This is a genomic window from Reyranella sp., from assembly GCF_004297405.1.
Taxonomy (GTDB): Bacteria; Pseudomonadota; Alphaproteobacteria; order Reyranellales; family Reyranellaceae; genus Reyranella.
Genome location: NZ_SCVC01000006.1, coordinates 477,910 through 501,609, shown reverse-complemented (window position 1 = coordinate 501,609; position 23,700 = coordinate 477,910). Strand labels below are relative to the sequence as shown.

At 63.9% G+C, this 23,700-nt stretch carries 20 protein-coding genes; 10 read left to right on the top strand and 10 right to left on the bottom strand.

The window, feature by feature from the left end; translation table 11 throughout:
• Positions 1-34 precede the first annotated feature (34 nt).
• The 5 genes from EPO50_RS04570 to EPO50_RS04550 are packed head-to-tail and all read left to right on the top strand — an operon-like array spanning position 35 to position 5,271.
• Entirely contained in the window at positions 35-352 is a 318-nt protein-coding gene (locus EPO50_RS04570) for a hypothetical protein (RefSeq protein ID WP_296341465.1), read from the top strand.
• A 2-nt stretch (positions 353-354) separates the two neighbouring features.
• Positions 355-1,500, top strand: coding sequence for a glutathionylspermidine synthase family protein (locus EPO50_RS04565; RefSeq protein ID WP_296341464.1), 1,146 nt, complete (start codon positions 355-357; stop codon positions 1,498-1,500).
• A complete protein-coding gene (locus EPO50_RS04560; protein ID WP_296341463.1) occupies positions 1,497-2,375 on the top strand; it encodes a TauD/TfdA family dioxygenase in 879 nt (292 codons plus the stop codon). Before EPO50_RS04565 ends, EPO50_RS04560 begins: the two co-directional genes overlap by 4 nt.
• A gap of 8 nt (positions 2,376-2,383) precedes the next feature.
• Positions 2,384-3,691 carry a hypothetical protein gene (locus tag EPO50_RS04555; protein WP_296341462.1) on the top strand — a complete coding sequence of 436 codons (1,308 nt, stop codon included), beginning with the start codon at positions 2,384-2,386 and terminating at the stop codon, positions 3,689-3,691.
• Positions 3,688-5,271: a hypothetical protein gene (locus tag EPO50_RS04550; protein WP_296341461.1), complete on the top strand. Its 1,584-nt coding sequence runs from the start codon at positions 3,688-3,690 to the stop codon at positions 5,269-5,271. Before EPO50_RS04555 ends, EPO50_RS04550 begins: the two co-directional genes overlap by 4 nt.
• Before the next feature lie 13 nt (positions 5,272-5,284).
• Here the strand turns inward: EPO50_RS04550 and EPO50_RS04545 are convergent, their stop codons facing one another.
• Genes EPO50_RS04545 through EPO50_RS04535 form a run of 3 tightly spaced genes read right to left on the bottom strand, consistent with a single transcriptional unit; the run spans position 5,285 to position 8,740 of the window.
• Positions 5,285-6,307: an aldo/keto reductase gene (locus EPO50_RS04545; protein ID WP_296341460.1), complete on the bottom strand. Its 1,023-nt coding sequence runs from the start codon at positions 6,305-6,307 to the stop codon at positions 5,285-5,287.
• A 2-nt stretch (positions 6,308-6,309) separates the two neighbouring features.
• A complete protein-coding gene (locus EPO50_RS04540; RefSeq protein WP_296341459.1) occupies positions 6,310-7,524 on the bottom strand; it encodes an acyl-CoA dehydrogenase family protein in 1,215 nt (404 codons plus the stop codon).
• Positions 7,525-7,528: 4 nt separating this feature from the next.
• Entirely contained in the window at positions 7,529-8,740 is a 1,212-nt protein-coding gene (locus EPO50_RS04535) for an acyl-CoA dehydrogenase family protein (RefSeq protein ID WP_296341458.1), read from the bottom strand.
• Between the two features lie 100 nt (positions 8,741-8,840).
• Between EPO50_RS04535 and EPO50_RS04530 the strand changes: the two genes are divergently transcribed.
• On the top strand, positions 8,841-10,169 hold the full coding sequence (locus EPO50_RS04530; RefSeq protein WP_296341457.1) for an FAD-binding oxidoreductase: 1,329 nt from the start codon (positions 8,841-8,843) through the stop codon (positions 10,167-10,169).
• Between the two features lies 1 nt (position 10,170).
• Here EPO50_RS04530 and EPO50_RS04525 read toward each other — a convergent pair whose 3' ends face one another.
• The 5 genes from EPO50_RS04525 to EPO50_RS04505 all read right to left on the bottom strand — a co-directional run bounded on the left by EPO50_RS04525 (position 10,171) and on the right by EPO50_RS04505 (position 17,229).
• Positions 10,171-10,647, bottom strand: a complete 477-nt coding sequence (locus tag EPO50_RS04525; RefSeq protein WP_296341456.1) for a GNAT family N-acetyltransferase — start codon at positions 10,645-10,647, stop codon at positions 10,171-10,173.
• Between the two features lies 1 nt (position 10,648).
• A complete protein-coding gene (locus EPO50_RS04520; protein ID WP_296341455.1) occupies positions 10,649-11,629 on the bottom strand; it encodes a tripartite tricarboxylate transporter substrate binding protein in 981 nt (326 codons plus the stop codon).
• A 53-nt stretch (positions 11,630-11,682) separates the two neighbouring features.
• Positions 11,683-13,278 carry a gamma-glutamyltransferase gene (gene ggt, locus EPO50_RS04515; protein ID WP_296342331.1) on the bottom strand — a complete coding sequence of 532 codons (1,596 nt, stop codon included), beginning with the start codon at positions 13,276-13,278 and terminating at the stop codon, positions 11,683-11,685.
• A gap of 48 nt (positions 13,279-13,326) precedes the next feature.
• Positions 13,327-14,475 (bottom strand): divergent polysaccharide deacetylase family protein, encoded by a 1,149-nt coding sequence (locus EPO50_RS04510; protein ID WP_296341454.1) that lies wholly within the window; start codon positions 14,473-14,475, stop codon positions 13,327-13,329.
• 75 nt (positions 14,476-14,550) lie between these two features.
• Positions 14,551-17,229: a bifunctional acetate--CoA ligase family protein/GNAT family N-acetyltransferase gene (locus EPO50_RS04505; protein WP_296341453.1), complete on the bottom strand. Its 2,679-nt coding sequence runs from the start codon at positions 17,227-17,229 to the stop codon at positions 14,551-14,553.
• A gap of 35 nt (positions 17,230-17,264) precedes the next feature.
• On the opposite strand from EPO50_RS04505, the gene EPO50_RS04500 reads away from it, so the two are divergent.
• Positions 17,265-17,816, top strand: a complete 552-nt coding sequence (locus EPO50_RS04500) for a hypothetical protein (protein WP_296341452.1) — start codon at positions 17,265-17,267, stop codon at positions 17,814-17,816.
• On the opposite strand, the gene EPO50_RS04495 is transcribed toward EPO50_RS04500, so the two are convergent.
• Positions 17,809-18,693 (bottom strand): EamA family transporter, encoded by an 885-nt coding sequence (locus EPO50_RS04495; protein WP_296341451.1) that lies wholly within the window; start codon positions 18,691-18,693, stop codon positions 17,809-17,811. The two genes, EPO50_RS04500 and EPO50_RS04495, sit on opposite strands and share 8 nt — an antisense overlap.
• A 129-nt stretch (positions 18,694-18,822) precedes the next feature.
• Here EPO50_RS04495 and EPO50_RS04490 point away from each other — a divergent pair, with 129 nt between their 5' ends.
• The 3 genes from EPO50_RS04490 to EPO50_RS04480 are packed head-to-tail and all read left to right on the top strand — an operon-like array spanning position 18,823 to position 22,114.
• Positions 18,823-20,514 carry an AMP-binding protein gene (locus EPO50_RS04490; protein WP_296341450.1) on the top strand — a complete coding sequence of 564 codons (1,692 nt, stop codon included), beginning with the start codon at positions 18,823-18,825 and terminating at the stop codon, positions 20,512-20,514.
• Positions 20,515-20,536: 22 nt separating this feature from the next.
• The gene (locus EPO50_RS04485) at positions 20,537-21,142 is read left to right on the top strand and encodes an aminodeoxychorismate/anthranilate synthase component II (protein ID WP_296341449.1); all 606 of its coding nucleotides are present in this window, start codon (positions 20,537-20,539) and stop codon (positions 21,140-21,142) included.
• Positions 21,143-21,148: 6 nt separating this feature from the next.
• A complete protein-coding gene (locus EPO50_RS04480; protein WP_296341448.1) occupies positions 21,149-22,114 on the top strand; it encodes a tripartite tricarboxylate transporter substrate binding protein in 966 nt (321 codons plus the stop codon).
• 15 nt (positions 22,115-22,129) lie between these two features.
• On the opposite strand, the gene EPO50_RS04475 is transcribed toward EPO50_RS04480, so the two are convergent.
• Entirely contained in the window at positions 22,130-23,650 is a 1,521-nt protein-coding gene (locus EPO50_RS04475) for a DHA2 family efflux MFS transporter permease subunit (protein WP_296341447.1), read from the bottom strand.
• Positions 23,651-23,700 lie beyond the last annotated feature (50 nt).

Genomic DNA, 23,700 nt, shown 5'->3' with positions numbered 1-23,700 from the left:
GCCTTCGCCCAGCACCCCACCCCCCAACTCCCGTATGTCACGTGGCGTAAAGCTCGTGCTGATGGGCGTCGCCGGCGCGGCACTCCTCTATTCTTGCGCGCCGGGTGTCGGCGCTGGTCTCGGTGCGCTGCCCTACCTCTGGTTCCTGCCGAACCCGTTCTTTCGCGGGCCCGCCGTCTCCGGGCCGCAGACGCCAGGAAGCACGGCGACCACGACGCGTCCCGGCGGCACCGCGACCTCGCCAGGTGCCACCACGCCTGACGCCCCCAAGGCGACGCCGGCTCCCAGCCAGAGCCAGCGCGGCGGTTTCGGCAGCACAGGATCGAGCGGCGGCTCGTCCGGCTCGAGTTAGGCATGCGTCGCGAAAGCATTTCGCCACGGCCGGGCTGGCAGCAGAAGCTCGAACAGCTCGGGTTCGACTTCTACGTCCTCGATAGCAAAGCCTATTGGACCGAGCAGGCGTGTTACGCCTTCACGTCGGACCAGATCGACGAGCTCGAAGCCACGACCGAGGAGCTGCATGGAATCTGCCTCAAGGCCGTCGAGTATGTGATCGCGAACAAGCTGTGGGAACGCATGCGCATCCCACCTGTCTGGGGCGACTACATCGAACGCGTATGGCGCCGGTCCGACCCGACGCTCGTCGGCCGCTTCGATCTCGCCTACGACGGCAGGAATCCGCCGAAGCTTCTGGAGTACAACGCCGACACCCCGACCGCGCTCTACGAAGCCGCCGTCGTGCAGTGGTATTGGCTGAAGGACGCCAAGCCCGACGCTGACCAGTTCAACTCGATCCACGAAAAGCTGATCGAGGCCTGGCGTGCAATCCTGGCGCGCCTGCCGCCGGAAGGGCTCGTCCACTTTGCGCGCTTCGAGGACCATCCCGAGGATCTCGCGACCTCCGAGTATCTCCGCGACACCGCCCTGCAAGCCGGCCTCGCCGGCAAGCCGATCAGTGTCGCCCAGATCGGCTGGAATGGTCGCCGCTTCACCGATCCCGACGAGATGCCGATCCAGGTGATGAGCAAGCTCTATCCCTGGGAATGGATGGTGCGCGAGGAGTTCGGCATCCATGTGCTCACCGATACGACGGCCTTCCTCGAACCGGCGTGGAAGATGATCCTCAGCAACAAGATGCTGCTGCCGCTTCTGTGGGAGGGCTTTCCCAACCATCGCAACCTTCTGCCAGCTTTCGACAGCGAGCATCCCGATCTCGGCCGCGCCTTCGTGAAGAAGCCGATCTTCGGCCGCGAGGGCCACAACGTCACGGTCGTCGGTCCCGGTGTCTTCGACACCGCTGGTGGCAACTACGGCACCGAGGGCTTTGTCTGGCAGGCCTACGAGCCTTTGCCGGTGTTCGACGGCAACCATGCCCTGGTCGGCTCCTGGGTGATCGATGGCAAGGCCGCGGGTATCGGTATGCGCGAGGACGAGCGCCGCATCACGCACAACAACAGCCGTTTCGTGCCGCACTATTTCGATCCTGCAGGTGGCGTATGAGTGAACTCTGGATCCAACCGACTGGCGCAACCCTTGCCGCCGATATCCATGGCGTCGATCTTTCGAGTGCGATGAACGACACTACCTTCGGCCGCATCGCCGAGGCCTGGGCCCAGCATCTCGTGCTGCGCTTTTCCGGTCAGAAGATCGATGATCGCATCCTGATGGCCTTCAGTGCCCGCTTCGGTGAACTCGATCGTGTGCCGATCGCCGCCGCAAGCCTCGACCGCGCCGACTCCGATGTCGTCGCCGATGCACGCGACTGGGTCGCCGTGATCTCGAGCGTCAAGAAGGACGGCAAGGCCGTCGGCAGTCTCGGCAGCTACGAACTCGTCTGGCACACCGACATGTCCTACAATCCACTGCCGCCGCGTGCGTCGCTACTCTACGCGCTCGAAGTGCCCCCCGGTGGCGGTAATACCGGCTTTCTCAACATGTACGCGGCTTATGAGACCCTGCCGGACGATCTCAAGCGCGCGATCGACGGCAAGACCTGCATCCACGATTCCAGCCGCAACTCGGCCGGTGAATTACGTCGCGGCTTTCAGCGCACGCTCGACGTGCGCCAGACGCCGGGCGCCGTGCATCCGCTCGTCCGCCTGCATCCGGTTACGAAGCGCAAGGCGCTGTTCCTGGGCCGCCGTCCCGGCGCCTATATCCATGGATTGCCCGTCGAGGAGAGCGAGGCCCTGCTCGACGCGGTGTGGGCGCATGCCACACAGGAACGCTTTGCCTGGTATCAGAAATGGCGCGCCGGCGATCTCGTCCTTTGGGACAATCGTTGCGTCATGCATCGACGTGATGCCTTCGACGAGAGTCTGCGACGGCTGATGCATCGTACGCAGATCGTCGGCGAGGCCGTGCTCGCGGGATGACAATCGCAATGCGTATCCTTTTGCTGTCGACAGCCCTGCTCGCCCTGCCACTCGCGGTTCAGGCAGCTCCCGACGCATCCCAAACCGCCGCGATCTGCCAAGCACGGACCACCTGCAAGATCGCCAAGACCTACGATGCTGGAAAGTCTCCCGCGGGCACGCCGCTCAGTGTCGCGGCAGTGAGCCTCGGCCTCGCCGACAAGCCGGAGGACCAGGACGATGGCTGCCGTAGCGGCAACGGCGATAGGAACGGCGGCACCGAATACTGGCTGCTCGAAGGCACCTCCCCACCCAAGCAGATCCTCAAGCTGTGCAACGACGGCTATGGCTCGTCGGGTGTCGGTGAGGACGAAGTCACGATAAGCCCCAATCGGCTGGCCCGTTGGCAGACCGGTGGTTCGTCGTGGCGGTGGGAGGGCACCGTCACTTACTCGCTCTCGCCGTGGCGACCGCTCAGCGAGCGTTCGTGCAGTTATCATACGAGTTCGGAAACCAGCGGAACCAAAACCGACTTCGACTACGAGACGATGGTCGTTCGGTCGATCACCGAGGATCGCGCGACCCACCCTGATCCCGGAATCGGTTGCCCTGATTGGCCCAAAGGTCCGGCACCCTTCGCTCCCAAGCTGGCTCCCGGCGTGGTTGGCGCTTACGACATCGTCGGTCCGGTGCTGGGCGACGACCCGAAGATCCCGACCGGCACTGCGATCGGCAATTGCGTAGCAACGATGACGACCGCCGGCGCCAATGGTTTCATCGTCTACGGCAAGCCGGCGCCCACCGACCAGGTGGCCGAGATCAAGGCAATGGCGGTCGGGCTGAAGTCCCTGCTGATCCAGGTCTACGACCCCTTAGCCGCGTCCCAGCCCGCGACGGCCAATAGCTCCTGGATCAATCTCCCACATGTCGAGCTGTGGATCGGCCAGAACAGGGAATATGCCCGCACCAGCCTGCCGCTGAACCAGCTCCAGCAAATCGGCATCGATCTCGACGGTCGCGTTCATCGTGGAGTTGGCAAGGCAGTGCCCCTGCCCTCCGCGCAGCGCTGGTCGGCACGCGATGCTGACGGCCGGTCTGTGACTGTGCTGCGCCTCGATTGGACCGACGACTATGCCCTGCTGAACGGCGTGGCCCTTGTCTACTCGCAGGCCGAAGCGGGCAACCAAACGCGCCTGGTCTCGACGACAGGCATCATCAACAATCGGCCGCTCTACGTGCCGAGCATCGTCCAGCTCTACGATGAAAGCCCGACGAAGAAAATCGACCGTTGCGACCTTCGTGACGGCCGACTGTCGATCGTGTCGCCTTCCCCTTGAGATCCGTTCTCTCTGTCCCGGCTTTCTGCGCTGTCTTCATCGCTTCGATCGTCTTCGCCTACGCGACGCTCAATGCCTGGGTGAAGCCGGTCGTCTGGTCTGACAGCGGCTTTGGTCTGCTCGTGTGGGATGCGCGGCACGAGCGGCCCGTCAACGAGATGGCCGAGCCGGACGCCCGAGATTTGTCGAAAGTAACCGGCACGTTCATGGCCGCCTGGTCGCCAGGCCAATACCTGCTGCCCGGTCTGCTGGAAGAAGCCGGGCTGAGCCTCGGTGTTGCCATCGTCGTGGTCGTAACGATCTTCTCAGTCCTGGGGCTGTGGGGGTGGCTGACGCTCTACACGGCGTTCGGATTCCCGTTGCGAACCTCTGCCATCGCATTGGCGATCATCGCCGGGACACGTCACTTCTCCTTCCCATTCGGAATATATGTCGGGGGTGAGCCGCTGCTCTTCGGAGTTGCCCCCTGGTTCCTGCTGCTGGTCTGGAAACTCAGTGACTTGCGCTGGTATGCGATCCTGCCCCTCGCCGCCGGAACAGCGGTAATGTTCCTTGCTAAATTGAACGGCATCATTCTGTCCGCGGCGGCGATCTTTGCTGCCGTGCTTTCGGTGCCCAAGCCATGGGAAGCGTGGCGCGAAACCGTACGCAAGGGCTTCATTGCCGGGACGACACTCACCATCGTCGGCATCGCTTTCTACTATGCCTGGTACCGGCACGGCTGGAGCGGCGCCGTTGGCGGAAGCGCATTCGACTGGTCGAATGCGTTGGCCATGGCAGTGCTCGCGTTCAGCTCAACTTGGGGGGCTTCGCTCTCCCTCGGTGAACTCGGGAACTACATCTTCTCCCATCCGAGCCGCCCCGTCTTCCAATCACCGATCCCGGTTGCTGTCGCGATGGCTGTTCCCGCCACTGTGACGTTCTACTTCGTCTGGCATCGTTTGCGCGCGAGCCATGCCGGGTACCTTCGCTTTGCGACCCTGACGGCGCTCTCTTATGGCCTCGTGCTGGTCTGGATCAGGGCGCGCGGCGGCATGATCGGCGAGGAAGAACGCTACTTCCGGATCGTCTCGCTTTTGTTGTTCATCGGCATCGTGCAGACGGCTCTCGATCTGCCGTACAGAGCGGCTCGGTTGGCCGCCCTTGCGGTCGGCCTGCTGAGCATTGCCTACGGCATTTCTTCCCAGACGGCCCACCTCCTGGCCAATCTGCGTTATCCGTTGGGCCTTCGCGAGTTCAGGCATTCGACGGCCAATAGCGATGTCATCAAATTCATTCGGGAGATCGACGTCGCTTCGCCTGACCGAGCGTCGACGCTCGTCTATGTCACCTCCCCCGAGATCGGCCTCGAAGTCCGCAACGTCCGCGTCATGGCGAATCATGCCGACTTTGGAGATGCCAAGGACCTCGCCAAAGTCACCTTCCGGGGGCGCGTACCACACCTCTACTTCATCGTGCAGAACAAGCTCATCACTGACGGCAAGGCCGAGGTCATGCTCAAGTCCTTCCGCGACTATCCGATCGATGAATGGAAGAAGATCCCGCTCGGCGACTTCACGGCATTCTATGCCGGCAGTTGAGAAGGTGATTAAGTTAGGTCTTGGCGCCGCCCGGCATCTTGATTGCAGCGTTGCGGCGTTCGACCATCGGATCTTCGAACGCTCGAGGGTATCGGTGCGGCTGCTTGGAAATCTTGTCGAGCTTCGCCAGCGCTTCGCCCGGCAGGCGCCAGCCACCCGCTGCCAGGGTTTCGCCGAGCTGCTGAGCATTGCGGGCGCCGACGATGGCGCTGGTCATGAAAGGCTGGTCCATGCCCCAACGCAGCGCCACCTGAGCCGGCGACTTGCCGATCTCCTTCGCGACGTCGAAGAGGGCTTGCAGGATCTCAGCGTGGTTGGGCGCGAAGAAACGGCTCTGGAATCCCCAGCCTTCGGCTGAGCGCGTGCCCTGCACCTTGAGGCTGCCTGGGGTGTATTTACCCGTGAGGTAGCCGCCGGCGAGCGGCGACCAGGCGACGACGCCCAAACCTTCGGTTTGGCATGCCGGGACGATCTCTTCGTCGATGTCGCGCACGACCAGGCTGTATTGCGGCTGATAGGCCACGAAGCGATTCCAGCCCCTGGCGTCGCTGATCGACAGCGATTTCATCAGGCGCCAGGCTTCGTAGTTGGAGCAGCCGGTGTAGAGCACCTTGCCCTGGCGTACGAGGTCGTCGAACGCCTGCAGCATCTCGTCAAGAGGCGTCTGAACATCGACGTGATGGATGTAGTAGAGATCGAGATAGTCGGTCTGCAGGCGACGCAAGCTGTCCTCGACCGCCTGCAGGATGTGCAGCCGAGACATGCCCGAGTCGTTCGGCCGCCCGCCCATCGGATTGAAGACCTTGGAGGCGACGATCGCATCGGACCGCCGCCCCTTGAGCGCCTTGCCCAGCATCGTCTCCGACACACCGCCGACATAGGCGTTGGCGGTGTCGAAGAAATTGACGCCGGCATCGAAAGCGGCGTCGACCATCCGTTTGGCCTCCGCCTCGTCAGCGCCATTGCCGAAAGTCATGGTGCCGAGACAGATCTCGGAAACTTTCAGGCCAGCGCGGCCGAGGCGGCGGTAATCCATGGTCAGAGCCCGAGCATCGCCTTGGCCAGCACGTTGCGCTGCACTTCGGACGAGCCGCCGTAGATGGTCGTCTTGCGAGTGTTGAAGTAACGCGGCGAGACGTCGTCGACATACTCGCCACCCACCGGCACGACGTTGCTGTCGTAGTTGCGCAGCTCGGTGAAGGGTGTGCCGTACCAGCCCACTGCTTCGACGGCGAGTTCCGTCACCTTCTGCCCCACTTCGGTGCCACGCATCTTCACCACCGAGCCCATGTTGCCCGGCGCATCGCCAGTCTTCAGGCTGGAGTAGAACATCAGCTCGTTCATTTCGATGGCGTCGATCTCCATCTCCACTGCAGCCATCTTCTCCCGCCAGCTCGGGTCCGCCGACAGCGACTTGCCTTCGCTCATCTGCGTCTTGGAGAGCGTCTGCAGATGACGGAAGGCTTTGCGTAGCCGCGGACCGAAGGCCTGACCGCCGCGCTCGAACTCGAGCAGGTACTTGGCGTAGGTCCAGCCCTTGTTCTCCTCGCCCACCAGATTCTCGACCGGCACCTTTACGTCCGTGAAGAAAACCTGGTTGACCTCGTGCCGCATCGGCGTGCGCGTGCCGTCGACCAGATAGATGGGATCGAGGGTGATGCCCGGCGACTTCATGTCGATCAGCAGGAAGGAAATGCCTTCCTGGCGCTTGCCCTCGTTGGAGGTGCGCACGAGGCAGAAGATCCAGTCCGCGAAATGGGCATTGGTGGTCCAGATCTTCTGGCCATTGACGACATAGTGGTCACCTTGCCGTTCAGCCTTGGTGCGTAGCGACGCCAGATCCGAGCCCGAACCCGGCTCGGAGTAGCCCTGGCACCACAGTTCCTCGGCGGCGGCGATCTTGGGCAGGAAGCGCTTTTTCTGCGCCTCGCTGCCGAACTTCATGAGGACCGGTGCCACCATCTTGATGCTGAACGAAGATAGATAAGGCGAGTCGGCTCGCGCCATCTCCATCTCGAAGATGAACTTCTGTGTCGAGCTCCAGCCCGGACCGCCATACTCCTTGGGCCAGTTCGGGCAGAGCCAGCCCCTGCTCGCGAGCTTCTTCTGCCACTGCACCAGCCGCTCCTTCGAAACGTGGCTGGTGCGGCTGCGGCGGCTTTCTTCCGCCACTTCGGGTGGCATGTTGGCGGTGATCCAGTCGCGGACTTCCTGCTGGAATGCCAGTTCCTGATCGCTGAACGCTAGACGCATTTGACTAAAGCCCCAACATCACTTTCGACATGATCCCGCGCTGCACTTCCGACGAGCCGCCGTAGATCGTCATCTTGCGGCCGTTGAAGTAGCGCGGCGCCAACACATCGACACCTTCGGGTCCGATCGGCTCGACATTGGCGTTCCACGCGCGCTGCTCGGGGAATGGCTGGCTGTAGTAGCCTGCGGCCTCGACCGCATACTCCTGGACCTGCTGCATCACTTCCGTGCCGCGCAGCTTGATCATCGAAGAGAGCGGACCAGGGTTCTGGCCCGAGGCGAGCTTGGAATAGAACTCCTGCTCGAACATCTCGAGGCCGGAAATCTCGATGTCCATGCGGGCGAGTTTCTCGCGCCACGCCGAGTCGCTCAGGATCGAGTCCTCGCCTTCCGGTATCGACTGCGCCAACCGCTTCAACCGCTCGAAGCCAGACCGCAGGCGCGGGCTGTACGGATTGCCGCCGCGCTCAAACTCGAGGAGATATTTGGCGTAGGTCCAACCCTTGTTCTCCTCGCCGACGCGATTCTCGACCGGCACCTTCACGTCGGTGAAGAACACCGAATTCACCTCCTGCGTGCCGGCCCGGTTGCCGTCGGCCGTGATGATCGGCTCGACGGAGATGCCCGGCGTCTTCATGTCGATCAGCAGGAACGAGATACCCTCCTGCGGCTTGCCCTCGCCGGAGGTGCGCACCAGGCAGAAGATCCAGTCGGCAGTCTGGGCCAGCGTCGTCCAGGTCTTCTGGCCGTTCACGATATAGAAATCGCCCTCGCGCACGGCCTTGGTGCGCAGGCTGGCGAGATCGGAGCCCGACCCCGGTTCGGAGTAACCCTGGCACCAGATCAGGTCGGAGTTCAGCATCGGCGGCAGGTGGCGCGCCTTCTGCTCGGCCGAGCCGTACTTCATGATCACTGGTGCGCACATCTTGGGACCGAACGGCGAGGTGCCGGGTGCGCCGGCCTTCGCCATCTCCATTTCAAAGATGTACTTCTGCGTCGTCGTGAAGCCCGGACCGCCGAACTCCTTCGGCCAGCCGGTGCAGAGCCAGCCCTTCTTGGCCAAGCGCTTCTGCCAGTCGATCAGCCGTTCCTTCGGCATGTAGGCGTTACGGCCAACCTTGATCTCGCCCATGATCTCGGGCGTCAGGTTCTCCTTCAGCCAGTCGCGCACTTCCTGTTGGAAGGCCAGTTCTTCCTTGCCGAATGTCAGGTCCATTGGGGGCTCCTTTTAGGGGCCGGAGGGTACCGCGCCGGGTTCCAGCCCGTAAAGCGTAGGCTACAGTGCGCCTCCCGCGTTTCGCTTTCAGGAAATGTGCATGTCTCCCCCTGTCCAGCCCGTCGTCAGCGATGAAAAGCTCCCGGCGTCGGTCGATGTCGTCGTGATCGGTGCCGGTATCGCCGGCTGTGCCGCCGCTTACTGGCTCGCAAAGAAGGGCCACTCGGTCGCACTGCTCGAAAAGGGCAATGTCGGTGGCGAGCAGAGCAGCCGGAACTGGGGTTGGTGCCGCCAGCAGCATCGCGACCTGCGCGAACTGCCGTTGGCGATGAAGAGCCTGGAGATCTGGAAGGAATTGAACCGCGAGCTGGGTGCGGAGACCGGCTTTCGCCACACGGGACTGCTCTATGTCACCAACCGCTCTGCCGATTTCGCACAATGGGAGGAGTGGACTCTGCGGGCACGCGAATACCAGATGCACAGCCGCGTGCTGAGCCCAGCCGAAGCCAAGGCGATGACGCCTGGCAGCACGGGCGACTGGATCGGAGGCGTGCACTCTCCAGGCGACGGCCGCGCCGAGCCGTCGCTTGCTAGCCCCGCCCTCGCCGAAGCCGCGCGCAAGCTCGGCGTCACCATTCATCAGAATTGCGCTGTCCGGGGCCTCGACATCGCCGCCGGGAAGGTTGCGGGCGTCATTACCGAGCGCGGCATCATTCGCACGACCGCTGTGCTCTGCGCTGGAGGCGCGTGGAGTTCGTTGTTCCTGCGACGTCATGGTCTCCGTCTGCCGCAAGCCGGAGTCCGCTCCACCTCCTTCGCGACGACGGTAGCGCCCGAGGTTACCGACGGCGGCCTCTCCATGCCTGACGTCACGATCCGCCGGCGGCTGGACGGCGGCTATACCGTGGGTCTCGGCGGCCGCGGCACGGTCGACCTATCTCCACAAGCGCTCCTTTACGCATGGCAGTTCCTGCCCACGCTCAAGAAGCGCCACAAGGGATTGACCTTCAGCATTGGCCGCTCGTTCCTCGAGGGACCGGAGGCCTTCGCCCGCTGGTCCTTCGACAAGGTCTCGCCGTTCGAGCGTCAGCGCACGCTCGACCCCGCGGCTGATCCCAAGCTCGTGAACCAGGGGCTGACGAAGCTTGCCGAGCACTATCCTGCTCTAAAGGGCCTGCAGGTTGCGCGATCCTGGGGCGGCCTGATCGATTCAACGCCCGACGGCATCCCGGTGATCTCGGCGGTCGACCCGATGCCCGGCCTCTACCTCTCGACCGGCTACACGGGCCATGGTTTCGGCATCGGCCCCGGCGCCGGCCGCCTGGCGGCCGACATCGTCGCCGGCGATCCGCCGATCGTCGATCCCCATCCCTTTCGCTACAGCCGCATGATCGACGGCACCGATCTCGGCGCGCCGGGGATGATGTAGCTCAACCCGCCTTGGTGTCCCGCGCATAGAGCGTGAGGCCATGCTTGCCCACGCCCTCTTCCAGCGGCATCCAACCACGTTCGACATAGAAGCCGCGCATCCCCGGCCGCGCCACGAGGTAAACCCGAGGAACGCCCAGCAGAGCGCACCGCCGCATCCCCTCTTCCAGCAAAGCCGCGGCAATGCCTTGTCCGCGGGCCGCTTCATCCACCCAGACCGCTGCGATCCACGGCGTGAGCGCCGGCCGCGTTTCCTCGTCGTTCTCGATGACCAGCGCGTTGCCACACACCTGGCCATCGATCTCGGCGACCATCGCGAAAGGAATCGGTTTCTCCGCTTTCAGGAACGGCTCGAGCCCGTTGCGAACTTGATCATACGGCGCGCCGTAAGGCTCCCAGAACGCCTTCCAGATTCGCATCGCGACGGCATCGGTATGCTGCGGCCGCTCGCTGAGATCGGTGATGGTGAAGGTCGCCATGCTACTCCGGCTTCGCACCCGATTCCTTGATGATCGGGTCCCAGAAGGCCATCTGGCTGTCGTAGAACTGCTTAGCCTGTTCCGGCGTCGAGATAATCACTTCGATCGCCAGCTCGTCGGCCTTCTTCATCATGTCGGGCTGCTTCAGCGCCTGGTTGAAGGCGGCGTTGAGCTTGTCGATGATCGGTCGCGGCGTCTTGGCCGGCGCGTAAGCCGCGTACCAGGTGTTGATCGAGTAATCGAAGCCCGTTGCTTCCTTGATCGTCGGCACGTCGGGAAGCTGCGGCAGGCGCTTGTCGGCCGCCACGCCGATCACGCGCACCTTGCCGCCATCGATGAAACCTTTGCTCGATTGCAGTGTGTCGATCTGGAAGCCGTGGCGGCCCGCGATCATGTCGACCATACCGGGCGCCGAGCCCCGGTAAGGCACATGCAGCGCATCGCCACCGGCGCGCTTGGCGAACAGATAGCTCGCGAGGTGGATCATCCCGCCGTTGCCAGACGAGGCGTAGGAGTACTTGCCCGGATCCTTCCGCAGCATGCTCACCAGCTCGGGCGTGCTCTTCGCGCCATCGACCGGCGTCAGCAGGATCAGCGGCACGCTCGCCACATAGGCGATGGCCGCGAGCCCGTTCACCGGGTCGTAGCCGAGCTGCTTGCCATAGAGCGCCGGTGCCATGGCCATAGTCGAGGCGCTGAACAGGATCGTGTAGCCGTCCGGCTTGGCATCGGCGACCATCGCCGTGCCGATGTTGCCCGTGGCGCCCGGCTTGTTCTCGACGACAACCTGCTGCCCCAGGATCTCCGACAGTCGCGGTGCCAGGAGCCGGCCGACGACATCGGTAGGACCACCCGCCGCAAAGGCGATGACCATACGGATCGGCTTGTCGGGATAGTTGGCCTGCGCTGCGGCAGGCGTTGCTCCCGTTGCAGCCACGGCCGCGCTGGCGGCCAGCAGCTGCCGCCGTCCTATCGTACTCATATACTCCTCCCCTTTCTTATCTAGACATTATCTATTTTATATTCTGACGATGACTAAACAGCGATGACCACGCCGTCGTGACCGGGGTCGGCCCCGCCATCCAGCCCGTCCTCGTGAATGCGAATGGCGTGAACGGCGGCGAAGCCGAAGCCATAGGGGCTACGGACCACCGGATAGCCCATGCCCTGCAGTTCGCGCTCCACCCTGCCCTGGATGCGGTTGGAGATATCGATCGTGTCCGAGGTCGCTGAGAAGCGCGGCGCACTCACGGCCTCAACCATCGTCATGTCGAAATCGAGCGCGTTCAGGACGACATGCAGCACGCCCATCGCGATCTGCGTGGCACCTGGTGCACCGATGATCAGGTGCGGCTTGCCGTCCTTGAAGATGATCGAGGGCACGACCGAGCTGAAGCGCGCCTTGCCTGGCGCGATCGATCCGGCCCGGCCCGGCCGCGGATCGAACACGCCCATGCAGCCATTGTACATGAAGCCCAGCCCCGGCGTGACGACGCCCGACGGCATGCCAAGCGAATGGGTCATCGAGAAGCAATTCCCATCCTTGTCGAGGACGGAGATGTGCGTCGTATCCTTGGAAACAGCGCCCGAATTGAAGCGCTGCACCTTGGCCATCACACCGGCCTGGATCTCCTCGGCCATGCCCTTGGCATAGGTCTTAGAAGTCAGATGCTCGACCGGCACTTTCACGAACTTGGGATCACCGACATAGGCGTCCTTGTCGATGGTGGCGCGCTTCATCGCCTCGCTGACCACACGCAGATACTGCGCCGAGCCGTGCTCCATCGATCCGAGATCGAAGTTCTCGAGGATGTTCAGCATCTCGAGCAGCATCACGCCGCCGCCCGGGGGCTGGTTGGTCGAAACCTTGTAGCCGCGATACTCACCCCACAGCGGCTGGTTACGGATTGGCGTCCAGGCCTTGAGGTCTTCGGCGGTCAGCAGCGCCTCGTTCTTCTTCATATCCTCGGCGATCGCGGCCGCGATCTCGCCCGTGTAGAAGACGTCGGCGCCGCCCTTGGCGATGGCGCGCAGGGTCTGGCCGTAGTCGCGATTGACCACCCGGTCGCCTACCCGCTTGGGAGTCCCATCGGCACGGCAGTAGAGATCCCGCGCCGGCCTGGTGAAGTTGGTGCGCTCGTGATTGGGCGCCCGGCCGAAGGCGCCATCATCGGACCACCAGTAGTGAACGTGTGGCCGCACCGTCCAGCCACTTTCAGCCCAGGCGATCGCCGGCTCGACGATGCGCGACCAGGGCAACTTGCCGTGCTCCTTGTGCGCTTCGTAGTACATCTTGAGATTGGCCGGCGCACAGATCGACTTGTAGCCGATGTCGTTCACGCGACCTTTCAGGATGAAGCCGTAGCCGTCGCGCGTCTCGCTCTCGATCAGGTTGGCCCACATGTCGGGCCGAGCGCCGAGCGGCGCCGGCGCGTGGGCATCGATGTAGCCGTGGAACTTCTTGCCCGGCATGTAGATACCGCAGCTGCCGAAGCCGGCGATACCGCACATTAATGGGTCGACCACGCCCTGGACTAACGCGCAGGCAATGCCCGCATCGACGGCATTGCCGCCTTCGCGCAGCACGTCGGCGCCCGCCTCCGTCGGTTCCGGTTGCGGAGCCACGATCATCGCCTGCTTCTTGTAACGCACTGATTCCTCCAAGTTCGTTGGAGTGACTCAATCCCAACCGTTCCGCTTGCGCAACACAGCCGATGACGGTGCGAGCGCGAGACCCTTGCTCTGGACGGTCGGCAGCCATTCCGCCAGCGCTTGCAGAGTGACGTCGTGCGGGTGGCCAATTGCCACCGCGAAGCCCTGCCGCCGCGCCACCGCTTCGGTCTCCGCGAGCTTGCGCCGTACGGCGTCCAACGTCTCTTCGTCGTCGAGAAAGACGTGGCGCACGATCGATGGCACGCCCTGCTCGTGCGCCGTCTGGTCGCCCACCGATTGGGCCGTCGTGCGCGAGTCGAGGAACATCACGCCGCGCGTCTTGAACTGGCGCATGACCGTTTCCATGCCCGGCCGGAACGCCGTGAAGCGGCTGCCCATGTGGTTGTTGACGCCGACGAAGCCGTCGAAACTGTCGAGCGCAGTGTTGGTGCGCTGACGTAGTTCGGCATCGCTCAGCGAGACCAGAAGCGCATTCGGCCCCGGATCGTTGCGTCCGTTGGGCTCCATCGGCAGATGGAGCATCAGCTCATGCCCCTTCGCCCGTGCCGCCTTTGCCTGTTCACGCAAATCCTTGGCGTACGGCAGGAACGACATGGTCATGGGGCCCGGCAATTCCCAGGCGCGCCGGGAGCGCGGCCGGTCGAGCCCGACATCGTCGATTACGATCGCGATCAGCGGACGGCTGTTGAGGTCACGAAACGGCAATGCGTTGCGCCGCCATGTCTGCTCGGCCGACGCCGCTGCCGCGACCTGCTGTGGCTTGGCCGGCGCGGGCCTCGGCTTCTCACCGAGCGTTGCCCGTGGCTTGCCCGGTTCGGCCTCGGAGTATTTGGGAAAGTCCGGCAGATCTTCGAGGCGCGCATACTTGGGCTCAGACTCGCGCGTCGCCGAGGAGCCACCACGCTTCATGTCTTCGAGCGTATCGCGCGCCAGCCGATCGCGATCCGTCAGATCGAAGCGTTGAGCGAGCCAATAGCCACCGAACAGACTGCCGACGAACATCAGCACAACGGCCACGATGATCGAGTGCCAGCGATGCGCCTCGATCCATGACAGAAGTGCCCCAAACCGCGCGCGCAGGCGCTCACCCAGTCCCGGTGGCGGTTTCGGACTCCTTCTGTTCGCCTTCCCGCTTCTGTTCTTCCTAGACGCCATATCAGAGATTCGCCCTAAGCTCTTGGCGGGTCGCTATTCTTTTGCCTTGGCGCAGGGTGGGCAGCAAAACAAAAATTACAAACTGGCCAGCGACTTCACCACACGGATGTCCGGCTCGCCGGCGCGGCCACTCTCACGCCGAAAGCCAAGATGTTTGGCGAGCTCCAGCATCTTGCTGTTTTCGCGCAGCACGTGGCCGATCACGCGCTTCACGCCGCGCGACTTGCCATAGCGCAGCACGTGATTGAGCAGCAGCGCGCCATAGCCGTGACCCTGGCGATCCGAGGCCACGATCAAAGCGAATTCTGCCTGCTCGAAGCCCGGATCGGCGGCGAGCCTGCCGACGCCTAGCAATTCCTTGCCATCGAGCAACAGGAACGCCATGGCGCGGTCATAGTCGATCTGCGTCAGCCGTGCCGCCATTTCGTGTGACAGCTCACGTATCGGCCCGAAGAAGCGCAGTCGCACATCCTCCGGTGTCAGCCGTTTGGTGAAGGCCTGTATCAACGGTTCGTCGTCGGGTCGGATTGGCCGGATGCGCAGCGTCTCGCCGCGGTGCTCGATCTCGGTCTCAAGTTCGACCGGATAGGGCCGGATGGCAAAGCGCGCCGCCCGCTCGTGCCCGGCCTGCGGTTTGCGCACGACGATGCGCGCATCGAGCGCCAACACGCCATCGGCATCGGCCAGCAGTGGATTGATGTCGAGCTCGGCGATCTCGTCCACGTCGGCGATGAGCTGCGATAGCCGGACCATCGCCTCACCGACGGCGCCACGGTCGGCCGGCGCGCGATCGCGATAGCCGCGCAGCAGGCGGTCGACGCGGGTCCGGCTCAGCGCATCCTCGGCCAGGACGGGATCGAGTGGTGGCAAGGCCAGCGCCTTGTCGTCGATCACCTCGGCGGCGACGCCACCATGCCCAACCAGCAGGATCGGCCCGAACACCGGATCTTCGGCCGCCCCCAGGATCAGTTCCACTGCATGTGGCCGCTTGATCATCGGCTGCACGACGAAGCCGTCGATGCGCGCCTTGTTGGCCTTGACCAGCACCTTGCCGATCATTTCGCGGACAGCGTCGAGGACCGCCTGTTCAGAGACAAGGTCAAGCGCCACGCCGCCGACGTCACTCTTGTGCGTGATATCGCGCGACAAGATCTTTACCGCCACCGGAAAGCCGATACGGACCGCGGCAGCAGCAGCCTCGGCGGCATCGAGCACGATCTCGGTCGGCACAACGGGAATGCCATAAGCTGCGAGCACGCGCTTGGCCTCGGGTTCGGTCAGGATTTCGCGCTTCTCGGCCAGTGCACCGGCCACAATCGAACGCACGAGGTGCGGGTCGGCGCGCGCTTCGGAGACTGACGGCGGCGTGCGCTGCAGGGCGCGCTGGCCGCGGCGGTACTCGATGATGTGCATGAAGCCACGCACTGCGCGCAGCGGCGTGTCGTAGGCCGGGATACCAGCCTCGTGCAGGACGCGGCGGCCGGCCTGCGCCTCCGGCCCACCGATCCAGCAGCCAATCACTGGCACGACCTTGGTTCCCTCGGCGCTGGCAAGCGCGCGGGCCGCCTCGACCGAGGAAGTGAGCGCCGTCGGCACGTTCATCGCCAGCACCGCGCCGACGCCGCGATCGTCGGCCAACGCATCGAGGGCGGCGGCATAGCGCGCGCCATTGGCATCGCCCACGATGTCGACGGGGTTGGCCCGCGACCAGCTGCGCGGCATCTTCTTATCGAGCTGTGCGATCGTGCGCGGCAGAATGGAGGCCATCTCTCCGCCCTCGTCCGCCAGCAGATCAGTGGCCACGATGCCCGCTCCACCGCCGTTGGTCAGGATCGCCAACCGGCTGTTGCGCGGTGCGAGGCCATGTCCCAGCGTCTCGGCCGCATCGAACAGCTCGCCAAGCCCCAATACGTTCACGAGACCGGCACGGGCGAAAGCTGCGTCATAGACCGCCGCAGAACCTGCCATCGACCCGGTGTGCGACGCCGTGGCGGCAGCGGCAGAGGCGTGGCGACCACCCTTCAGAACAATCACCGGCTTCACGCGCGCAACGCTGCGGGCTGCGGACATGAACTTGCGGGCCTGGGTGATACCCTCGACATACATCAGCACCGCCCGCGTGTCGTACTCACGCGCCAGCATGTCGAGCGTATCGCCGAAATCGACGTCGGCCATGTCGCCCATGGAGATCAGGTGCGAGAAGCCGATGCCCTGCGCTACGCCCCAGTCGGCGAGACCGGCCAGCACTGCGCCCGACTGGGCGACCGCGGCGATGCGGCCCGCTTTCAATCCCGAAGGCCCGAAGCTCGCATTCAATCCGATGCGCGGCGCGGCAAAGCCGATGCAGTTGGGCCCGACGATGCGCATCAGATAGGGTTTGGCTGCCCGCAGCAGGCGCTTGCGCCAACGCGCATTGACAGCGCGTGCATCCGAGCCAGCGCCAGGCCCGGCGCTGATTAAGACGGCAGCACGGGTGCCGAGCTCGCCCAACGCCACGATCAGGCCGGGAATGGTCTCCGCCGGAGTCGTGATCACGGCAAGATCCGGCGCCGCTGGCAGCTCGGAGACCTTGCGGAACACGGTACGGCCTTCGATCGTGCCGCCCTTGGTGTTCACCAAGTAGATGTCGCCCTGGAAGCCACCTGCCAGCAAGTTGCGTGTGACGGCTTCGCCGACCGAGTGCGGCCGTGAACTGGCGCCGATAGCCACGACGGAGCGCGGGGACATCAGCTTGTCGAGGTTACGGGTGGACATGCCTTCGTCCTCTCGCCGACAATCGTGTCTGAGCCATGACAGCGAATCATATTGCACACAAGGTCGACGCCGCTGCAGTGGAATTGCGTCTCGACCGGATTTCGCGTCTCTATAATTCGCTCGATCCCTCGCCCTTTCAGGAGAAGGAGCTCGACGCCGCGGCCGACGACTACATTGTCGGATCAGCCGAAGATCTCGGCAGCCGGCCGATGCGGTTGATCATTTTTCTTCCCGAAGACGAGCTCGTACGGTCCGAAGCGGCACATGTGGCGACATCGATCAGGCATCACTTCGAACTGCGCCGCCGCAGCGAATGGCGGCAACTTCGCACCATGTGGTGGCGCGCTCGTACAAGCCTCGCAGTTGGAGTCATCTTCCTTGTGGTCTGCCTCGTGGCGCGCCACTTCCTTGCGGGTTCGCCTTCGCCCATCGCCCACATCTTCTCCGAAGGTCTGTTGATCGTCGGCTGGGTCGCGATGTGGGGCCCGCTCGATATTTTCCTCTACGGCTGGTGGCCGATCTATGCGCGCCACAAGCTGCTGGAACGATTGTCTCACCTCGAGGTCGAGCTTCGTCCCCTCAAATGAGCTGCGGGCCGTTCATCAACACCAGGCCAATCACGATCACTGCCGCGGCGGCAACACGCCGCCGTCCGAACGGCTCGCCCAGCAGCAACGTGCCGATCAGTGCCCCGAAGAGGACGGAAGTCTCGCGCAAGGCCGCGATATGCGCCATGGGGCCCAGTACGAGCGCATAGATCGCAATGCCATAACCGACATTGGCGACCACGCCGCCGATCATGCCGCGATACCAGGTGCGTTTGACGTGCGTCCATACCGTCCCCGGCCGCAGCACCGCCGCAAGAACCAGCAGCCATGGCCCTTCGATCACGGCGAGCCAGGCGATATAGGAAATCCTGTGCTCGAAAGTCGGTCCGGCGGCCCGCACACCCAGGCCATCGGCAATGATGTAGGCCGCGATGGTCACGCCCGTCAGCATGGCGAACAGGGTGGCGAGCCCATGTCGGCTCCCCGGCCGTGGCACGACGTTCTTCAAGGGCATCGCGAGGGCTATCAGGCCGAAGCTCAGCAGCAGGACGCCCGCGATATCCTGGGGGCGTAGATGCTCGCCGATCATGCGGCCCGACACTAGCGCGACCAGAAGCGGCCCCAGGCCGCGCGCGATGGGATAGGTGTGGCTGAGATCGCCGTAGGAATAGGCTTTGAGCAGGAAGAAGTAGTAGGCGATGTGGATCGTCACTGACGTCAAAAGGTACTTCCACGCGGCCGGTTCGATCATGGGCACGAAGGGGACGACGCAGAGGCCCATCACGGTACCGGTCGTCATGATGATGCCGAACGTCGCCAGCCGGTCCGACTGGTCGGACTTCAAGATGGCGTTCCAGGTAGCGTGCATCAGTGCTGCAGCAAGCAGCAGCGCGACAATGAGGGGTTCGACGACCAAGGCGGTTCTTTTCTCGTTGGCCGCACCCTACGCTCGACGGTGGAACGGGAGTAGTGCGCTTTTCTTGATGCAGCCCCTCATTCGGCTCAGGATCAGTGCAAGCAAGGTGGAAACGAACGAGGCAAGGCAATGGGTGTAGAGGCGTACAAGGCGGCGCGAGAGTTCTTGTTGGCCAAGCGTGGCGACTACGACGCGGCCTACCGCGATTTCCGCTGGCCTGAGCTCGACCAGTTCAACTGGGCGCTCGACTGGTTCGACGCCGAGTTGGCGCGTGGCGAGGCTGCCAATCGTGTCGCCCTCAAGATCGTCGGCGATGGCGCGGCCAGCCTTACCTTCGCCGAGCTGTCGGAACGTTCGAACCGCGTGGCCAACGGCTTGCGGGCGCTGGGCGTGAAGCGTGGCGACCGTATCCTGTTGATGCTCGGTAATGTGGCGCCGCTCTGGGAGATGATGCTGGCGGCCATGAAACTCGGCGCCGTCGTCATTCCGGCGACGACCCTCCTCACCCCAATCGATCTCGCCGACCGCTTCGAGCGCGGCCGTGCCCGCCACATCGTGGCGGCCGCTGGCGAAGCGGCCAAGTTTGAAGGTTTCGATCCCAGCCTGACACGCATTGCCGTCGGCGACGCGCCTGAGGGCTGGCACGCCTATTCCAAGTTGCTCGACTCGCCCGCCGCTTTCACGCCTGACGGCGTTACGCAGGCCGACGATCCGATGCTGCTCTACTTCACGTCGGGAACCACGGCGAAACCCAAGCTGGTGCTGCATTCCCACCGCAGCTATCCCGTGGGCCATCTCACGACGATCTATGTGCTCGGCCTGCAGCCGGGCGACGTCCACCTCAACATCTCCTCGCCGGGCTGGGCCAAGCATGCCTGGAGCTGCTTCTTCGCGCCGTGGATCGCCGGCGCCACGATCTTCATCACCAACCAGCCGCGCTTCAACGCGCGCTATCTGCTGGATGCCGTCGTCGCCAACGAGGTCACGACGCTCTGTGCGCCGCCCACCGTCTGGCGCATGCTGATCCAGGAAGACCTGAAGGCCCGCAAGACCAAGCTGCGCGAAGTGCTGGCCGCCGGCGAGCCGCTGAACCCGGAGGTGATCGAGCAGGTCGAGAAGGCTTGGGGTCTCACGATCCGCGATTTCTACGGCCAGACCGAGACCACGACGCAGGTCGGCAATCCGCCCGGCCAGCCGGTGAAGCCCGGCTCGATGGGCCGTCCCCTGCCCGGCTACAAGATCCGCCTGCTCGATGCCGACGATAGGGACGCCGAGGAAGGCGAGATCTGCATCGCGCTCGACCAGCGGCCGGCCGCTCTCATGCGCGGCTACCAGCAAGAGGACGGATCGATCGCGGCCATCGCCGGCGAGGTCTACCGCACCGGCGACGTCGCCTCGCGCGATGCCGACGGTTACCTCACCTATGTCGGCCGCGCCGACGATGTGTTCAAAGCCTCGGATTACCGCATCAGCCCGTTCGAGCTTGAAAGTGTATTGATCGAGCATCCTGCCGTGGCCGAGGCCGCCGTCGTGCCGGCGCCTGATCCCGTACGGCTCGCGGTGCCGAAGGCTTATGTGATGCTGACGGCGAGCGGCAAACCCGACCGCGAGACCGCGCTCTCGATCTTCCGCCACTTGCGCGGCCGACTGGCTCCTTTCAAGCGCATCCGCCGCATCGAGTTCGCCGACCTGCCCAAGACCATCTCCGGCAAGATCCGGCGAGTTGAGCTGCGCCGCGACGAAGAGAAACGGGCCTCAGAAAATCAGCGCGGGCCGGGCGAATTCAGGGAAGAGGATTTCCCGGAACTGGTGCAAGGCTGAGGAAAACCGCTAATATCCCACCATGCTTCTCCTGATCGATAACTACGACAGCTTCACCTACAACCTCGTCCATTTCCTGGGCGATCTCGGCGCGCACTGCGTCGTGCATCGGAACGACCAGATCACGGTCGACGAGGCGCTGGCGCTGAAGCCGGCCGGCATCGTGCTGTCGCCGGGCCCCTGCACGCCCAATGAAGCGGGCATCTGCTTGGACCTCATCAAGGCCGCCGCCAAGGATCAGGTGCCGCTGTTCGGTGTCTGCCTCGGCCATCAGGCGATCGGCCAGGTGTTCGGCGGCAAGGTCGTGCGTGCACCGACGCCGATGCACGGCAAGCTGTCGGGCGTACAGCACAAGAACCAGAGCGTGTTCGAGGACGTGCCCTCGCCTTTCCAGGCGACGCGTTACCATTCGCTGATCGTCGACCGGAAGGATTTTCCCAAGGACCTCGAAGTCACCGCCGAGACCGGCGAGATCATCATGGGCCTGCGCCACAAGACCCTGCCGATCCATGGCGTGCAGTTCCACCCCGAGAGCATTGCCTCGGAGCACGGCCACAAGATCCTCGAGAACTTCCTGAAGATTGCCGGCGACCATCCGAGCCAGCAGAACAAGAAGAAGGCAGCCTAACGCCGAATGTTCAATCGTCGGCTCTTCCTCCTTTCGTCTACCTCCGCTGCCGTCGCCCCGGCGGCCCTAGCACAAACGTGGCCCACCAAGCCGATCCGCATCATCGTGCCGTTCCCCGCCGGGCAAGCGACCGACATCCTGGCGCGCCTGATGGCCGATCAGCTCACCAAGTCGCTGGGCCAGCAGGTCATCGCCGAGAACCGTCCCGGCGCCGGCGGCCAGATCGGCGCTGACGTCGCGGCCAAGGCCACGCCCGACGGCTACACCTTGCTGATGGTGACGATCTCCACCCACGGCATCAGCCCGGCGCTCTATCCGAAGCTGCCCTACGATCCGCAGAAGGACTTCGCGCCGATCGCCAATATCGGGCTGACGCCGCAGGTGCTGATGACCAGCCTGAAGAGCGGCATCGGCTCCGTCGCCGATCTCGTTGCCAAAGCAAAGGCCGGCGCCGACCTCAACTACGGCTCCTCCGGGAACGGCTCGGCCAGCCACCTCGCCGTAGAGATGCTGAAGAGCGCGGCCGGTATCAAGCTCATGCACGTGCCCTTCAAGGGAAATGCCGAGGCGCAACTCGCATTGCAGAGCGGCGACATCCAGCTCCTGTCCGATGCCATCCCGGGTGCAGTCGGTCCGGTCCGGGCGGGCAAGGTGAAGGCCATCGGCATCGCCGACGAACGCCGCTCGCCCTTCCTTCCCGACCTGCCTACGGTCGCCGAGCAAGGCATCTACGGTGTGGTCGCTGTCGGCTGGATCGGCCTCTCCGCGCCGGCGCGCACGCCCGAGCCGATCCTCGACAAGATCAGCGCCGAGGTGATGCGCATCCTCAAGGATCCTGCGGTTCTCGAGAAGATGAAGAGCCTCTCCTTCGTACCCGCCAAGGAATCGCGCCAGGAGTTCGAGGCCTACATCGCCATCGAGAATACCAAGTGGCGCAAGATCGTCCAGGATGCAGGTGTGAAGATCGAGTGAGCTGGCTGGAGTGCGTTACTCCAGCACCGCCGCGTGGCCGTCACTAGGCCCCTTGGCTTTCTTCAGCAGAAGCACCAGCGGCAAGGCAACCAGCGCCACCAGCATCATCAGCTTGAAGTCGTTGGCATAGGCCACGACGCTCGCCTGCCTGGTGACTTCGGCATTAAGTGCTGCCTTACCGACCGTCGTCGCCATGTTCCAGAAATGCGATGGGCCGATCTGGCCGAGTGCATCGTTGAACGGCGTCACATGCCCTACCAGCTCGGCGTGGACGAGCTGCGTATTACGCGTCAGCAGGAAGATCACCAACGAGATGCCAATGCTCGAGCCGATATTGCGCATCAGGCTGTAGAGCGCCGTGCCCTGCGTGCGCAGATGCGGCGGCAAAGTCGCAAAAGTGATCGTCGAGAGCGGCACGAACATGAATCCGAGCCCCATGCCCTGCAGCACGCCGGTGCGGATCAAGGTCCACTCCGAGATGTTGGGCGTGAAGCGGGTCATCTCCCACAGAACTGCGGCCGTGATCAGCAGGCCGACGACCAGCAGTATTCTCGGATCGACCCGGTTGATGATCCGGCCGACCAGCATCATGGCGAACATCGTGCCGATGCCGCGCGGCGCAAGGACCATACCTGCCGTGATCACCGGATAGCCCATCAGGTTCTGCAGATAGGGCGTGATCAACGCCAGCGATGCCAGCAGGATGATACCAACCACGAAGATGAAGCAGAGGCCGACGGAGAGATTGCGATCCTTGAAGATCGCTGGATCGATGAACGGCTGCTTCACCGTGAATGTCTGGACCAGGAACAAGTAGAAGGCGAGCGCCGCCAGCACCGCTTCGATCACGATCTCGGTCGAGGAGAACCAGTCCAACTGCTCACCGCGGTCGAGCATCGTCTGGAACGAGCCGATGGCGATGCTGAGCATGGCAAAGCCGAACCAGTCGAAGCCGCCTTTGCGGGTCTCCGTTTCGGAGAGGTATGCGGACAGGCCCAGGAACGTCAGGATACCGATCGGCACGTTGATGTAGAAGACCCAGCGCCAATTGTAGACTTCGGTCAGCCAGCCGCCGAGTGTCGGCCCCAGGATCGGACCGACCATCACGCCGATGCCCCACATGGCCATCGCCGAGCCATGCTTCTCCTTCGGATAGGAGTCGAGCAGCACAGCCTGCGAGAGCGGCACCAGTGAAGCGCCGAACAGACCCTGCAAGAGACGGAACAGCACCATCTCGGGCAGCGAAGTTGCAATGCCGCACAGGACGGATGCGCCAGTGAAGCCTGCAACCGCGATCTGGAACAATCGCTTGCGGCCGAGTCGTTGTTCGAGGAAGCCGGTGACCGGCGTCGCGATGGCGGCAGCCACGATGTAGGACGTCAGCACCCAGTTGATCTGGTCAGTCGTCGCCGACAGCGAGCCCTGCATATAGGGCAACGCCACGTTGGCGATGGTCGTATCCAGCGCCTGCATGATCGTGGCCAGCATGACGCAAAGCGTCAGCAGCACGACGTGACGTGGGGTGGTCGTTGTCATGGCCGGGGGCGCGCCACTCCAGCGGCGCGATCATGACCGCGCCACTGGAG

Bases quoted from the DNA above. Each gene is read 5' to 3' on its own strand.
- EPO50_RS04490 (WP_296341450.1), top strand. From the start codon at position 18,823: ATGGGTGTAGAGGCGTACAAGGCGGCGCGAGAGTTCTTGTTGGCCAAG.
- EPO50_RS04500 (WP_296341452.1), top strand. From the start codon at position 17,265: ATGACAGCGAATCATATTGCACACAAGGTCGACGCCGCTGCAGTGGAA.
- EPO50_RS04485 (WP_296341449.1), top strand. From the start codon at position 20,537: ATGCTTCTCCTGATCGATAACTACGACAGCTTCACCTACAACCTCGTC.
- EPO50_RS04570 (WP_296341465.1), top strand. From the start codon at position 35: ATGTCACGTGGCGTAAAGCTCGTGCTGATGGGCGTCGCCGGCGCGGCA.
- EPO50_RS04530 (WP_296341457.1), top strand. From the start codon at position 8,841: ATGTCTCCCCCTGTCCAGCCCGTCGTCAGCGATGAAAAGCTCCCGGCG.
- EPO50_RS04525 (WP_296341456.1), bottom strand. From the start codon at position 10,647: ATGGCGACCTTCACCATCACCGATCTCAGCGAGCGGCCGCAGCATACC.
- EPO50_RS04540 (WP_296341459.1), bottom strand. From the start codon at position 7,524: ATGCGTCTAGCGTTCAGCGATCAGGAACTGGCATTCCAGCAGGAAGTC.
- EPO50_RS04520 (WP_296341455.1), bottom strand. From the start codon at position 11,629: ATGAGTACGATAGGACGGCGGCAGCTGCTGGCCGCCAGCGCGGCCGTG.
- EPO50_RS04480 (WP_296341448.1), top strand. From the start codon at position 21,149: ATGTTCAATCGTCGGCTCTTCCTCCTTTCGTCTACCTCCGCTGCCGTC.
- EPO50_RS04555 (WP_296341462.1), top strand. From the start codon at position 2,384: ATGCGTATCCTTTTGCTGTCGACAGCCCTGCTCGCCCTGCCACTCGCG.
- EPO50_RS04560 (WP_296341463.1), top strand. From the start codon at position 1,497: ATGAGTGAACTCTGGATCCAACCGACTGGCGCAACCCTTGCCGCCGAT.
- EPO50_RS04510 (WP_296341454.1), bottom strand. From the start codon at position 14,475: ATGGCGTCTAGGAAGAACAGAAGCGGGAAGGCGAACAGAAGGAGTCCG.
- EPO50_RS04505 (WP_296341453.1), bottom strand. From the start codon at position 17,229: ATGTCCACCCGTAACCTCGACAAGCTGATGTCCCCGCGCTCCGTCGTG.
- EPO50_RS04535 (WP_296341458.1), bottom strand. From the start codon at position 8,740: ATGGACCTGACATTCGGCAAGGAAGAACTGGCCTTCCAACAGGAAGTG.
- EPO50_RS04565 (WP_296341464.1), top strand. From the start codon at position 355: ATGCGTCGCGAAAGCATTTCGCCACGGCCGGGCTGGCAGCAGAAGCTC.
- EPO50_RS04545 (WP_296341460.1), bottom strand. From the start codon at position 6,307: ATGGATTACCGCCGCCTCGGCCGCGCTGGCCTGAAAGTTTCCGAGATC.
- EPO50_RS04475 (WP_296341447.1), bottom strand. From the start codon at position 23,650: ATGACAACGACCACCCCACGTCACGTCGTGCTGCTGACGCTTTGCGTC.
- ggt (WP_296342331.1), bottom strand. From the start codon at position 13,278: ATGATCGTGGCTCCGCAACCGGAACCGACGGAGGCGGGCGCCGACGTG.